The organism is Micromonospora zingiberis (genome assembly GCF_004331455.1).
In the GTDB taxonomy this organism is placed as follows: domain Bacteria; phylum Actinomycetota; class Actinomycetes; order Mycobacteriales; family Micromonosporaceae; genus Micromonospora; species Micromonospora zingiberis.
This window is the reverse complement of the sequence record NZ_SJJR01000017.1, coordinates 38,738-52,384: the sequence shown is the minus strand read 5'-3', so window position 1 is coordinate 52,384 and position 13,647 is coordinate 38,738. Positions and strand designations below refer to the sequence as shown.

At 72.3% G+C, this 13,647-nt stretch carries 12 protein-coding genes; 7 read left to right on the top strand and 5 right to left on the bottom strand.

The window, feature by feature from the left end; translation table 11 throughout:
* The first annotated feature begins 1 nt into the window (after nucleotide 1).
* From treY to E0H26_RS21755, 5 genes are all read left to right on the top strand, one after another.
* Complete coding sequence (gene treY / locus E0H26_RS21770) at nucleotides 2–2,287, top strand: malto-oligosyltrehalose synthase (RefSeq protein WP_131306650.1); 2,286 nt, start codon at nucleotides 2–4, stop codon at nucleotides 2,285–2,287.
* Between the two features lie 16 nt (nucleotides 2,288–2,303).
* A complete protein-coding gene (gene treZ, locus E0H26_RS21765; RefSeq protein WP_131306648.1) occupies nucleotides 2,304–4,028 on the top strand; it encodes a malto-oligosyltrehalose trehalohydrolase in 1,725 nt (574 codons plus the stop codon).
* 158 nt (nucleotides 4,029–4,186) lie between these two features.
* Nucleotides 4,187–5,380 carry a helix-turn-helix domain-containing protein gene (locus E0H26_RS21760; protein WP_131306646.1) on the top strand — a complete coding sequence of 398 codons (1,194 nt, stop codon included), beginning with the start codon at nucleotides 4,187–4,189 and terminating at the stop codon, nucleotides 5,378–5,380.
* A 133-nt stretch (nucleotides 5,381–5,513) separates the two neighbouring features.
* The gene (locus tag E0H26_RS29405) at nucleotides 5,514–5,684 is read left to right on the top strand and encodes a hypothetical protein (RefSeq protein ID WP_165521950.1); all 171 of its coding nucleotides are present in this window, start codon (nucleotides 5,514–5,516) and stop codon (nucleotides 5,682–5,684) included.
* Complete coding sequence (locus E0H26_RS21755) at nucleotides 5,668–6,822, top strand: helix-turn-helix domain-containing protein (protein WP_131306644.1); 1,155 nt, start codon at nucleotides 5,668–5,670, stop codon at nucleotides 6,820–6,822. The genes E0H26_RS29405 and E0H26_RS21755 overlap by 17 nt, the downstream gene beginning before the upstream one ends.
* A 63-nt stretch (nucleotides 6,823–6,885) precedes the next feature.
* Here E0H26_RS21755 and E0H26_RS21750 read toward each other — a convergent pair whose 3' ends face one another.
* The gene (locus E0H26_RS21750) at nucleotides 6,886–7,236 is read right to left on the bottom strand and encodes a UBP-type zinc finger domain-containing protein (protein WP_131306642.1); all 351 of its coding nucleotides are present in this window, start codon (nucleotides 7,234–7,236) and stop codon (nucleotides 6,886–6,888) included.
* Between the two features lie 225 nt (nucleotides 7,237–7,461).
* On the opposite strand from E0H26_RS21750, the gene E0H26_RS21745 reads away from it, so the two are divergent.
* Nucleotides 7,462–8,037, top strand: a complete 576-nt coding sequence (locus tag E0H26_RS21745) for a hypothetical protein (protein WP_131306640.1) — start codon at nucleotides 7,462–7,464, stop codon at nucleotides 8,035–8,037.
* A 10-nt stretch (nucleotides 8,038–8,047) separates the two neighbouring features.
* On the opposite strand, the gene E0H26_RS21740 is transcribed toward E0H26_RS21745, so the two are convergent.
* From E0H26_RS21740 to E0H26_RS21725, 4 genes are all read right to left on the bottom strand, one after another.
* On the bottom strand, nucleotides 8,048–8,596 hold the full coding sequence (locus tag E0H26_RS21740; RefSeq protein WP_131306638.1) for a hypothetical protein: 549 nt from the start codon (nucleotides 8,594–8,596) through the stop codon (nucleotides 8,048–8,050).
* A 93-nt stretch (nucleotides 8,597–8,689) separates the two neighbouring features.
* On the bottom strand, nucleotides 8,690–9,688 hold the full coding sequence (locus tag E0H26_RS21735) for a hypothetical protein (protein ID WP_131306636.1): 999 nt from the start codon (nucleotides 9,686–9,688) through the stop codon (nucleotides 8,690–8,692).
* 137 nt (nucleotides 9,689–9,825) lie between these two features.
* Complete coding sequence (locus tag E0H26_RS21730; protein WP_240742305.1) at nucleotides 9,826–11,634, bottom strand: sensor histidine kinase; 1,809 nt, start codon at nucleotides 11,632–11,634, stop codon at nucleotides 9,826–9,828.
* The gene (locus E0H26_RS21725) at nucleotides 11,631–12,332 is read right to left on the bottom strand and encodes a response regulator transcription factor (RefSeq protein ID WP_131306634.1); all 702 of its coding nucleotides are present in this window, start codon (nucleotides 12,330–12,332) and stop codon (nucleotides 11,631–11,633) included. Before E0H26_RS21725 ends, E0H26_RS21730 begins: the two co-directional genes overlap by 4 nt.
* A 90-nt stretch (nucleotides 12,333–12,422) precedes the next feature.
* On the opposite strand from E0H26_RS21725, the gene E0H26_RS21720 reads away from it, so the two are divergent.
* A complete protein-coding gene (locus E0H26_RS21720; protein ID WP_131306632.1) occupies nucleotides 12,423–13,640 on the top strand; it encodes an efflux RND transporter periplasmic adaptor subunit in 1,218 nt (405 codons plus the stop codon).
* The last annotated feature ends 7 nt before the right edge of the window (nucleotides 13,641–13,647 follow it).

Here is a 13,647-nt window from a genome sequence, read left to right as displayed (position 1 = left end):
GATGACCGCCAAGCCCCTCGGCGCCACCTACCGGGTGCAGGTGCGCCCCGACTTCGACCTGGACGCCACCGCCGGCCTCGCCGGCTACCTCACCGACCTCGGGGTAACCCACCTCTACAGCGCACCGCTGCTGACCGCCGCCCCGGGCAGCGCGCACGGCTACGACGTGGTCGACCACCGTCAGGTCAACCCGGAACTCGGCGGCGAGGCCGCCCGGCAACGGTTGCTGCGGGCGCTGCGTACCGTCGGGCTGGGCCTGGTCGTGGACATCGTGCCCAACCATGCCGGGGTCGCCGTACCGGCCGCCAACCCGGCCTGGTGGGACGTGCTGCGCCGGGGACGCGACTCGGCGTACGCCGGCTGGTTCGACATCGACTGGGACCGGGGCCGGCTGCTGCTGCCGGTGCTCGCCGAGGGCCCCGACGCGCTGGCCGACCTCACCCTCGCCGACGGGGAACTGCGCTACCACGAGCACCGCTTCCCGGTCGCCGACGGCACCGGCGAGGGCAGCCCCCGCGAGGTACACGACCGGCAGCACTACGAGCTGGTGTCCTGGCGGCGCGGCGACGCCGAGCTGACGTACCGCCGGTTCTTCGCCGTGTCCAGCCTGGCCGGGCTGCGGGTGGAGGATCCCGAGGTGTTCGCCGCCACCCACGAACTGATCCTGGCCTGGGTGGCGGCCGGCGAGGTCGACGGCATCCGGGTCGACCACCCCGACGGGCTGCGCGACCCGGCCGGCTACCTGGCCCGGTTGCGCGCCGCTGCCCCCGACGCCTGGCTGGTGGTGGAGAAGATCCTGGAGTACGGCGAGGAGCTGCCGGCCTGGCCGGTCGACGGCACCACCGGCTACGACGCCCTCGCGGCGGTCTCTGGCCTGTTCGTCGACGGCGACGCCGAAGCCGACTTCACCGCCCTGGACACCCGGCTGGTAGGCCGGGCCACCTCCTGGGCGGACCTGACCCACGACACCAAACTCGGTGCCGCCACCCGACTGCTCGCCGCCGAACTGACCCGGCTGGCCGCGCTCGCCCCCGACGTCGACACCGACGCCGCCCGCGCCGCCCTGGCCGAGTTGGCCGCCGCGTTCCCGGTCTACCGGGGCTACCCGCCCGACGGGGCCCGGCACCTGGCCAACGCCCGCGCCGAGGCCGGCCGCCGCCGCACCGACCTGACCGGGGCGTTGGACGCGGTCACCCGTCGGCTGCGTGACCCCGACGACGAGCTGGCCCGCCGCTTTCCGCAGTACACCGGTGCGGTGATGGCCAAGGGGGTGGAGGACACCGCCTACTACCGGTGGACCCGGTTCGTCGCGCTCAACGAGGTCGGCGGCAGCCCCGCCCACTTCGGCACCCGGCCCGGCCGGTTCCACCGCTTCGCCGCCGCCCGGCACGAGCGCTGGCCGGCGAGCATGACCACCCTGTCGACCCACGACACGAAACGTGGCGAGGACGTCCGGGCCCGCCTCGCCGTCCTCGCCGAGGTGCCGCAACGCTGGGCGGAACTGGTCACCGGCTGGATGGCGGCGGTGCCGCTGCCCGACGCCTCCCTGGCCCACCTGCTCTGGCAGACCGCCGTCGGTGCCTGGCCCGTCGACCGCGAGCGGCTGCACGCGTACGCCGAGAAGGCCGCCCGGGAGGCGGCGGCCTCGACCAGCTGGACCGACCCCGATCCGGCCTTCGAGCAGGCCCTGCACGCCCTGGTCGACGCCGTGTACGACGATCCGGCGGTGCACGCCTCGGTGAGCGCCTTCGCCGCCGAGATCACCCCGGCCGGCTGGTCCAACTCCCTCGGTCAGAAACTGATCCAACTCGCCATGCCCGGCACACCCGACACCTACCAGGGCACCGAGCTGTGGGACAACTCCCTGGTCGACCCGGACAACCGCCGCCCGGTGGACTTCGCCGTACGCCGGGAACTGCTGGCCCGGCTCGACGCCGGCTGGCAGCCGGCGGTGGACGCCACCGGCGCGGCCAAGCTGCTCGTGGTCTCCCGCACCCTGCGCGCCCGCCGCGACCGCCCGGAACTGTTCGGCGACTACCAGCCGGTCGTCGTGCACGGCCCCGCCGCCCGGCACGCCGTCGCCTTCGACCGGGGCGGCGCGGTCGCCGTCGCCACCCGCCTGCCGCTGCGCCTGACCGCCGACGGCGGCTGGCGCGACACCACCCTGTCACTGCCCGTTAAACAGATGTCTTGCCTGTTCACCGGGCGGGTCTACAGTGATGGACGGGTCCGCGTCGCGGATCTGTTGGCCAACTATCCCGTCGCGCTGCTGGTGCCCACCACCTGACCCGGGAGGCTGCGTCATGTCCGAATTCACGGTCTGGGCGCCCGAGGCGAAACGGGTACGGCTGCGCCTGCCCGGCGTCGCCGACCACGAGATGAGAGCCGGCCGCGGTGGCTGGTGGCGGGTCGAGGTGCCGGGCGCCGGCCCCGACTACGCGTTCCTGCTGGGCGACGACGACCAGCCGCTGCCCGACCCCCGGTCGAGGTGGCAGCCCGACGGGGTGCACGGTCCCAGCCGGGTCTACGACCACTCGGCCTTCACCTGGACCGACGACTCCTGGACCGGCCGGCAACTGCCCGGCAGCGTCCTCTACGAGCTGCACGTCGGCACGTTCACCCCGGAAGGCACCTTCGACGCCGCCATCGGCAAGCTCGACCACCTGGTCGAACTCGGCGTCGACATGATCGAACTGCTGCCGGTCAACGCCTTCAACGGCGAGCACAACTGGGGGTACGACGGCGTCTGCTGGTTCGCCCCGCACGAACCGTACGGCGGCCCCGACGGCCTCAAACGGCTGGTCGACGCCGCCCACGCCAAGGGTCTGGGGGTGATCCTCGACGTCGTCTACAACCATTTCGGGCCCTCCGGGGCCTACGCGCCGCTGTTCGCGCCGTACCTCAGTGACCGCAACACCCCCTGGGGACAGGCCGTCAACCTGGACGGCCCACACTCCGACGGGGTCCGCCGCTTCATCCTCGACAGCGTGCTGATGTGGCTGCGCGACTACCACGTCGACGGCCTGCGGCTGGACGCCGTGCACGCGCTGCCCGACACCCGCGCGGTCCACCTGCTGGAGGAGATCGCCGTCGAGGTCGAGAGTCTGTCGGTGCATCTGGGCCGCCCGCTGTCCCTGATCGCCGAATCCGACCTCAACGACCCCCGGCTGATCACCCCACGCGAGGCCGGCGGCTACGGCCTGCACGCCCAGTGGAACGACGACGCCCACCACGCCCTGCACACCCTGCTCACCGACGAGGAACACGGCTACTACGGCGACTTCGGCACCATGGAATGCCTCGCCGAGGTGCTACGCGGCGCCTTCTTCCACACCGGCACCTGGTCCAGCTTCCGCCACCGCCAACACGGCCGCCCCGTCGACCAGCGCACCCCCGGCCACCGCTTCGTCGCCTACCTGCAGAACCACGACCAGGTCGGCAACCGCGCCACCGGCGACCGGCTGACCGCCAGCGTGTCACCGGCGATGCTGCGCGTCGGCGCGACCCTGCTGATGGCCGCACCGTTCACCCCGATGCTGTTCATGGGGGAGGAGTGGGCCGCCTCCACCCCCTGGCAGTACTTCACCAGCCACCCCGAGCCGGAGCTGGCCACCGCCGTCGTCGCTGGTCGGCGTCGGGAGTTCGCCACACACGGCTGGTCCTCGGCCGAGGTGCCGGACCCGCAGGACCAGCAGACGTTCGTACGCTCCCGGTTGGACTGGGCCGAGCTGGAAAAACCCGAACACCGCGCGATGTACGACTTCTACCGCCGGCTCATCGCGTTGCGGAAATCCCGCCCGGAACTGTCCGACCCGCACCTGTTCGCCATCGACGTACGCCACGGCGACCGCTTCCTGGTGATGCGGCGCGGCGGCTGCCTGGTCGCCGCCAACCTCGCCCACCAGCCCCAACGGGTGACCCTGCCCGGCGTGGCGCGCCGAGTGCTCCTGGCCACCGGCGAGGGCGTCACCGTCCAACGCGACCGCATCGAACTACCAGCGGAAACAGCAGCCATCGTCGCGCTCTGACAAGCCGGCGGCCGGCAGGAGGGCGGTGGAGGCGACGCGGGACCTGGTCGAGGGCGGTAACGCGGAGGCCAAGACCACTCCGCGTGCACGACCCGTCCTGAGCGTGTTGAGATTGGGGCAGCCGCAAGCCGGAGGTGCCGCCGGGAGGTGGAAAGATCATGGACGGTCGGGCCGGTCACACAATTGGTGCCAGGATCCGCTACTGGCGGGTGCGGCGAGGCGGAATGTCCCAGGCCGTCCTCGCTGGGCTTGCCGGAGTCAGCCAGTCGTACGTCTCGCAGGTCGAGTCGGGGCGCAAGACCATCGACCGGCGCTCGACGCTGGTCGCTTTCGCTGCCGCCCTCCAGGTGACCGTGGCCGACCTGCTCGGTCAGGGCACCGAGCCCGGCGACCCGGCCCGCGAGAGTGCGGCGGAGTGCGTACCAGCGATCTGGTCGGCGCTGATCGAGATCGAAGACGGCGAGCGTCGGCCACCGACTCGTGCGGCGGAACAGTTGGCCGTCGCCATCGAGCGCAGCGATCAGCTTCGCATGATCTGCAACTATCCGGCGATGGCTCGGATGCTCCCCAGCCTGCTGCTGGAGGCCGCCGCTGTAGGTGGTCCGTCCTTCGTCCAGGCTGCCTACCAGGCGTCGACGTGCCTTCGGCATCTTGGATACCGGCATCTGGCGCTCAACGCGGCCAGGGTCGCGATGTCGGCTGCCGAGAGCGTCGAGGACTCGGCATGGACAGCAGCGGCGCGGTTTGCCTACGTGCAGAGCCTGCCGATCGAGTCCGCATCGCTCGCGGCCAAGGCTGCCGACCGGTCACTGGCCGAGTTGCAGGCCGACGCCGCCGACGTGCGGATGCGACAGATGCTCGGCCAGCTGCACCTCTCGGCTGCGTTGACGTCAACGGTGGCCGGTCGCCTGGATGCCGCTCGCGATCACCTTGCCGAGGCGACCCGGGAGGCAGCCAGTCTCGGCGATCCCGCTGACGGGGATGGCTTCAACGGCTGTGGGTTCGGGCCGACCAATGTCGGCCTGTGGCAGATGTCCATCGCGGCGGAGCAGGGAGAGATGGGCCGGGTGATCGAGCTGTCCAGAACGGTGCGACCCCAGGTGCTTGCGGCGCAGAACCGGCAGTTGGCCTACTGGCTCGACCTTGGCCGGGCCTTGGCGGACAGCGGTCGTCGCGATACCGAGGCACTCCGCGCGTTCGTGCAGGCCGAGCGAGCCGCACCCGTACCGTTCGCGCTGAATCCCCTCGCCCGCGATGCGGTGGTGGCCCTCGCCCAGCGAGCGAGGCGTCGGGCCGTCTCGGACGATCTGCGGCTGCTCGCTGGCCGGATGGGCATCCGCCTGGGCGCATAACTGGTGGTAATCACACCATCACGTGCTCGTCCTAATGTCCGGTTCGGAGGGGAAATTGTCCTCTCTGGCCTGATGAGACGGTGGTCAGCCCCTCCTGACCGAGGTCTCCACGGCCGAGGCCGGCGGAGGTGGGATGAACGGGCAGGACGGTGCCACGGGAAGTCGGGGCGAGCGGATCGAGGCGGCGGAGCGGGAGGCGGCCCGGCGGCGGCTGCTGGAGCAGGCCGAGGCGGAGCGCGTACCGGTCGAGGAGACCACGCGGGCGGTGCCGGACCGGCGGTGGCGGCGTGACCAGCAGCGGTGAGTTGCCGATCGGTCGGCGGGTGGCGCGCTGGCGGGTACGGCGGGGGATGACCCAGCAGGTGCTCGCCGACCGGTTGGGGAAGTCGAAAAGCTGGGTGGACAAGGTGGAGCGGGGGGCCCGGCGGTTGGACCGGTACCCGACGATCCAGCAGATCGCCGAGGTGTTGCGGGTCGACCCGATGGTGTTGCTCGGCCAGCGTCGCCCGCCGCGACAGCAGGATGCTGGCCCGCCGGACGGGGTGGACGGGATCCGCGCCGCGCTGGCCCGCTACGACCACGCGTCCGGCCCTGCGGTGCCGGCCGTCGAGGTGCGGCGGCAGGTCGAGCATGCCTGGCTGGGTTACCAGCATGCGCACTACGCGCAGCTGGTGCGGGCGTTGCCGGGGCTGCTGGAGGTGGTGCAGCGTTCACCGGGCCGGGAACTGCTGGTGCAGGCGTACCGGATCACCGCGTCGGTGTTGGTGAAGCTCGGTGAGGCGGACCTGGGTTGGCTGGCCGCAGACCGGGCGATGGCGGCGGCGGGCGGTGACGCGCTGCTGTCCGCCACCGCGGCCGTGTCGGTCGGGCAGGCGTTGCGGGCACTCGGCCGGCATCGGCTGGCCCAGGCCGCGACCCTCGCCGCCGCGAGCCGTCTTCCCGCCGGGCCGCAGGATGCCGCCGTACGCGGGACGCTGCTGCTCCAGGCCGCGCTCGCTGCCGCAGGGTGTGGTGATGCCCGGCGGGCCACCGAGCTGACCGGGCAGGCCGCCGGGCTTGCCGGCCAGGTGCGGGGTGACGACGATCCACAGCGGACCGGTTTCGGGCCGGCGGCTGTCGAGCTGACGCGGGTGGTGGCGACGATCGAACTGGGGGACGCCGGGGCGGCGGTGCACGGGCACGCGGCGATCATGCGGCGGGACGGCTGGCGGCGGCTGCCGGCCGAGCACCGGGGCGCCTACCTGGTGGACGTGGCGCGGGCGTACCTCCAGGTGGGTGATCTGCGGGCTGCGGCGCGGGCGCTGGTCGACGCCGACGCCGTCGCGCCGGCCGAGGTCCGCTGCCGGCCGTTGGCGCGTACGGTCATCGCCGAGGTCGCTCAGCGGCACCCGGCGCCGGCCGGCGTGGCGCGCCTGGCCACGCTGGTCGGTCTCACCCGGTGACACCAGCCGGACCACCCGATGCTCAGGGGCCCGGCTTGCCGGGCGGGGTGGCCGGCGAGCAGGCTACGGATGCAGGTGCCGTTGCCAGTCGACGGGGACGCGGCCGGCCGGGCCCGGTGCGCCCTGCTCGGCGGGGCGGTGGGCGGGCGGCGCGAGCGCGGGGCCCTGCTCGTAGATGATCTGCTCGGCGTAGTCCCAGAACCATTCCTCGCCCGGCTCGAAGCTGCGGACGAATCGGTGCCCGGTCGCGGCGTGGTGCGCGCTGGCGTGCTGGCTGGGTGAGGAGTCGCAGCATCCGACGTGGCCGCACTGGGCGCAGCGCCGCAGATGGAACCACCAGCCCGGCGGTTCGGCCACCGTGCAGTCGGCGCAGCCTGGGCCGCTGGGCGGCACTGCGGGATCAATGCCCTCCATCGTGGGTCCTCTCCGCTGGTCGGGTTCGTCACCGGGCGGCGGTGACCCCTGGCTACCCTACGTCGACTGGTCGGCGGCTCCCGCCGGCTCAGGCCACTTCTGCCACGCGCGCCGGGCGAAGGTGTCGCGCCGGCGCCGAACGCAGCCTCCAACTCGGCGGCGCGTTGAACCGCACGGTCTCCGCTGACGTTGGGCTGGTACTGCCGCCTACCTCGGAGTGCCGCGATGTCAACGAACCGTGCGTATCCGTCCCCGAACAGCAAGTCCCCGACAAGGAGGCGCGCCGAGCAGGAGATCTGGTGGATGGTCGACAAGGCGCTCGAAAAGGAGCGGTACCGCGCGAACCAGGCTGGGAACGAAACAGGATATCTGGGGGGCCCGCGGGACTACCGCAGGCGGGACCTCGCCGATGCGCACAGGGAGATGGTGCGCAAGTGGGAGGCGGCGGCGCCCGTCGGTGGCACCCCTGGTTCGGGTCGGTTGAAGAATGGCCAGCAGGTCCGGCCCAGCGCCGTGGAGCGGGCGGAGGTGCTGAGGGAGATGCTCGCCGACTTCCCACAGCTGGCCGGTCTGCTGGAGGAAAGCGGGCTGGTGCGCGAGGTGATGAAGGACGCCCGGTCCGCGCAGGAGCGGATGGACCGGCTCAGGTCGTCCCGTCGGCGGCGGAATCCCTATGCCAGGGCCGCCCGGCTACGGTCCACCAGGTTCGAGAAGATCGCGCGGCGGGATCCGTCGGCTTTGCAGGGCTCGCCGTACCTGCCCGGACTACGGCACCCCGCCCCGACCGCCCGGCGTAGGTGAGCTGCCGCCGTCAGCCGACCCGATCGGCTCCCAGCGCGGTGCGGACGATGGTGACGAACGCGTCGCGCCGCTCGGCCCGGCGCCGGAGCGCAGCAAGGTGCTCGGTACGGTGCCGGGTCGCCAGTGGTCCCGCTGCCTCCCGGTGCAGCGGGCGCTGCTGGGCGTACTCCTCGTTGATGCTGCGCACGGTGTCCCCGGCCGCCTTCGCCGCCGGGTCCGGGCCCACCAACAACACCAGGTTGTACGCCTCGTCGAGGGCACGTAGCGCCGGGTACGGCTGCTCCTCGCCCGGTGCGGTCTCCGGACCGACCCATCCGGTGTCCAACGCCCGGTACGCGCGGTCACAGGCGGCCAGGAAGCTCACGTACGTGTCCCGCCGCTCCTGGTCGCGGCGCAGCGTACGCTGCTCGGCGCGTTCCTCCCGGGCGGCGGCGAGCTGGCCGGTGACCTGCCGGCGGACGGTGCGGGCGGTGACCAGCCCGGTGAGGCCGGCGGCCGTCAGTGTGGACAGCGACGTGATCAAGGCGATGGCGACCGTCTCCCGCATACCGATCATCATCGTCGCTCCGCGGAGCGCGCTCGATCCGGAGGAGTCGCCTCCTCGTGGCGAGGCCTCCGGATCGAACGCGCGTCATCACGCCCCGTTCGCGGGTCAGGCCCAGGGGGCGGTCGGGTACCAGGGGATGATCTCGCGGCGGGCGAGCAGTCGGACGTCCCAGTAGAGGAAGGTGAAGGCGCCCGCGACGATGAACGCCACCGCGATGGTGGCGGCCAGTCGACTCGGTCGGGCGGCGAACCAGCGTTGCAGCCGGCTGCCGGCGAACCAGGCCAGCAGCAGGAACAGCACCGCCATGATGATGATGTTGCCGATCGACTGGAGGGTGAACGCGGCGGCCCCGTACAGCGGGTTTCCGCTCTCCGCGGCGTCGCGGAACATCTGGCGGAACAGCGGGAACGGCCGTCCGATCAGGAAGCCGGCGATGAGCACGCCCATGAAGACCAGCGGCGCGTTGGGGTACCGGCGGGCGATCCGGGCGAACGGGTCCGGCACCACCTTCAGCGCGGCCAGGCCCAGGTAAACCATGATCAGCCCGATCAGGCCGAAGACCACCATGGACTGGATGCTGCGCGGCGACAGGGACCCGGGGGTGTTCGGGGCGGTGGAGAACTGGGGCATCGACGTGCCGACCAGGCCGACGATCACGCCGTAGACGGCGGACACCACGATCATGCCGACCGCCATCCAGCCCAGCGGGCGCAGCGGTGCCAGGAAGCGGCCGAGCCGGCCGCCGGAGGTGCCGGCCAGTGGGGCGATGGCGCCGAAGGCAGCGATGTTGCAGGCGGTGAAGGTGCCGGCGACGCCGGAGACGAACGCGAAGAGCACGCCCGCCGCGACGCCGGTGAGTGGGGTCTCCTTGGCGTCATGGCCCAGCATCGTGTTGGCGATGTTGTCGCCGATGGTCGAGTCGACGAACTCCGCCGACCAGATGACGGTGAGCAGGAAGCCACCCAGCACGCTGAGCAGGATGATCAGCCTGCGGCGGCGCGGGACGTGTCCGGTGACGAACACGGAGGTGGCGCGGGTCTCGGACGGCAGTGAGATCTCGTCGGCGGCCTGTGGCAGGCGGGTGCGTCGGTCGGCCTGGGTCACGGAAAACGCTCCTCGGCATCACGGAGGGTGAGAATCTGATGATGCTGGATGATCCAGCGGCGGATTTCTCTCCGATTGCTCGATAGCGGCACGCTCCGCCCTTCCTCGCTGGTTGTCGGCGCGGAGCGCCGACGACCTCACGGCGACGCGGTGGGCTGGGCGTCGGGTAGCCGGACGGTGAAGAGGGTGCCCTCGCCGAGGGTGCTCTGCACCGACAGGGCGCCGCCGTGTGCCTTGACCAGCTGCTGGGTGATGGCCAGGCCCAGGCCACTGCCGCCGGTCGTCCGGGCGCGCGACTCGTCCACCCGCCAGAACCGGTCGAAGATCTTCGGCAGGTGTTCGGCGGCGATGCCCACGCCGGTGTCCCGTACGGTGATCGTGCTGTCCTGCGCGCCGACGGTGACCGACCCGCCGGGCGGGGTGTAGCGGATCGCGTTGGAAACCAGGTTGCCGACGATCTGGCGCAGTCGTACCGCGTCGGCCGGCAGCACCGGGTCGTCGCGGATCTGCATGGTCAGGTCGATGCCCGCCGCCTGTGCCGTACCCCGGTGGCTCTCCACCACCTGGGTGAGCACGTCCCGCACGTACGTCGGCTCGGGATGGATCCGCAGCGTGCCCGCGTCGGCGGCGGCCAGATCGCTCAGGTCCTCGATGATGTGCTGGAGCAGCACCGCCTCCTCGTGCAGCAGGCCGAGCAGTTGGGCGTCGGTCGGCGCGAGATCGTCCTGGGCCGCCTCCAGCCAGCTCCGGATGTTGGTCAGTGGGGTACGCAGTTCGTGTGCCACGTCGCTGACCATGGCCCGGCGTTGCGCCTCGGCCCGGTCGCGGCGGTGGATCGAGTCGTTGAGGGCACGGGCCAGCCGGCCGATCTCGTCCGGGGTGGACACCGGAGCGGGATGCTGCCGGTCGGCGGCGTCGGTGAGCGCCTGCAACGGGCGTACCAGTCGGCGGCCGACCAGCACCGTGACGATGATGGTGGCGACCAGCACCGCGCCGGTCACCGTGACGATGCGGATGGTGTTCTCGCCGGACAGGGTGAACGTGGTCTGGTCGGCGCCGGTCTGCGGGGCGGTGATGAACAGCAACACGGCCGGCGCCACGTACGGCTGCAACAGGGTCTGCCGGGACTTTTCCACGCAGCTGTTGATCCGGGCCGCGTGGGCCGCGTCCACGTCGTGGCGGCTGCCCTCCCGCACGGCGGGCGGACCGGAGCGGGTGGCGATCAGGTACGCCGAGAAGTCGGGCTGCACCTCCAGGCGCTGGCTCCGCTCGTTCAGGTCGAGGCAGCGACCCGCCAACCGACCGAGCGACCGCAGCACCTTCTCCTCCGACGCGGTGACCCGCTGGGGCGAATCCAGGCCGCAGGTGCGTGCCGCACCCACCGGGTCCGGCGTGGTCAGGACGATCGTGAACCGGCCGTTGGGCTGCTCCTCGACCTTCCCGTCGACCCGCGCGTCGCGCAGGCAGGCCAGTTGTTTCTCGGCCCCGGAACGCAGTTCGGCACGGGCGGCGGACGACACCCGGAACGGTCCGACCGCTCGTCGGTCGATGCGGTCGGTGCCGCCGGTGAGGCCGAGGTCCAGGTTCAGCGGATCCACCACGGCGGCCGGCCGCGCGGTGCGCAGCGACGGGCCGGGGGTGGTGTCGGCGATGACCGTGCGGTCTTCGGTCATCAGAGTGATCCGGCGGTCCAGCTCGGCGGCGCGTTGCGCGATCAGCGGTGCCACGCCGGACCAGTCCGGATGGCTGGCCGCGTAGCCGACCAGCATGTCGTACACGCTGGTGTTCTCGGCCAGCGAGCGGCCCTGCTCCTGGGTGATCGCCCGGGTGGCGGTCCGGGTGGCCAGCCACGCGGTGGCGGCGATCGCGGCGACCGCGATGAGCACCGAGGTGAGCAGTAGCCGGGTCACCAGGCTGTGCCGGATCGGCACCCGCCGGCCGCTCACCGGGGCGCCGCCGCGGCGGCGAGCTTGTAGCCGACACCGAAGACGGTGACCAGCCAGGCCGGGCGCTGCGGGTCGGGTTCGATCTTGCGACGCAGGTTCATCACGTGTACGTCGATGGTCCGTTCCGTCGAGCTGCGGTCGATGCCGTGGGTGTGGTGCAGCAGCTGTGCCCGGGTGAACACCCGGTTGGGTTGCTCCGCCATGGCCGCCAGGATGGCGAACTCGCCACGGGTGCAGTCCACCCGGACACCGGCCACGGTCACCTGGTGTGCGGCCGTGTCGATCTCGATGGGGCCGATCCGCCGCAGCTCGGCCCCGGCCGGCGGCGCGCCCCGGCCCGCGCGTCGCAGCAGGGTGCGGACCCGGGCCATCAGCTCCCGTGGGCTGTAGGGCTTGGTCAGGTAGTCGTCGGCGCCGAGTTCCAGGCCGATCAGCAGATCGTCCTCCGTGGTCCGGGCGGTCAGCATCAGCACCAGCACGTCCGACTCGCGGCGCAGGGTCTGGCACACCTGTAGGCCGTCGAGCACCGGCATCATCACGTCCAGCACCAGCAGGTCGGGCCGGAGCCGACGGGCCGTCTCCAACGCCGCCCGGCCGTCGTGTACCACCACGGCGTCGTGGCCTTCGGCGGTCAGGTACCGGCGTACCACCTCGGCCTGGCGGAGGTCGTCGTCGGCGACCAGAACCTGCGCACACATGGCGGCGATGATAGGTCCGCTGCTCCGCGGCAGCGGTCGCTGGCGCGATACCTGACAGGTTCCTAACGACCGCTGGCAACTCTCGTCGGTATGCATTCGAAGCGTGACGACCCGACCGAGTTCATCCCCCGCGTGTCCGATCCGCCGGTGCGGCGGCGCGGCGCGCTCCGGTGGCTCGTCGCGGGCCTCGTGTTGGCGAGCCTGGCGTTGGTCGGGTCCGGGATCGCGGCGACCCGGCACCGGGCCGCCGCCGAGCCGGGACCGGGGGAGACGGACACCGTGGCGACCACCGCGATCGAGCGTCGTGATCTGTCCACCACCAGGACGTTGCCCGGCGCCATCGGGTACGGCGCGGCCCGCCCGTTGGCCGGTCACCTGGCGGCGACGGTGACCTGGCTGCCGCGCTCCGGCGCCACCATCAAGCGGGGTGGGCAGCTGTGGCGGGCCGACGACCGGCCGGTGGTGCTCTTCTACGGCGGCATGCCGATGTACCGGGACATCGCCGGGCTCCACCTGGTCGGCCGGGACGTGCGGATCGTCGCGGACAACCTCGGCACGCTCGGCTATCCGATCGGTCGGCAGCCGTCGACCGGCGAACTGGTGCCGCCCCACGCGCCGGCGAGGTCCACCGGCGGCGACGGCGAGAGCGGTGCCGGCGCCGGGGGAGAACAGCAGCGGGTACGCAGCGGCGAGGGCGTACTCACCGCGGCGCTGATCGCGGCGATCAAACGGTGGCAGACCGACCTGGGGGTGCCGGCGACCGGCACGATTCCGATGGGCCACGTCGAGGTCGCCAGCGGGGCGATCCGGGTGGAGGCGGTCACCGGACAACCCGGTGCCCCGGCGAACACGCCACTGCTGTCGGTGACCGCCGTCCGCAAGGTGATCACCGTTGGTGCCGAACTCGCCGACGCCGCCTCGATCAAGCGGGGCGACCGGGTCAAGGTCGAGCTGCCCGACGAGCGTACGGTGCCCGCCCGCGTCCTTGCCGTCGGCCGTGATCTCGTCACGGCCGACAACGGTGTGGGCACCGGCCCGCAGGTGCTGGCCGTGACGGTGGCCGTCGACAAGCCACAGACCATCGCCAACCTCGACTCCGGCGAGGTGCAGGTGCGCTTTGCCGGGCGTACCGCCGCCGACGTGCTGGTCGCGCCGGTCGAGGCGCTGGTGGCGTTGCGTGAGGGCGGTTACGCGGTGCAGACGCCGACCGGCCTGGTCGCGGTGCGTACCGGCATGTTCGCCGACGGCTGGGTCGAGATCACCGGCGACGGGCTGACCGAGGGCACCGAGCTGGTGGTGCCCGCGTGACCGGACC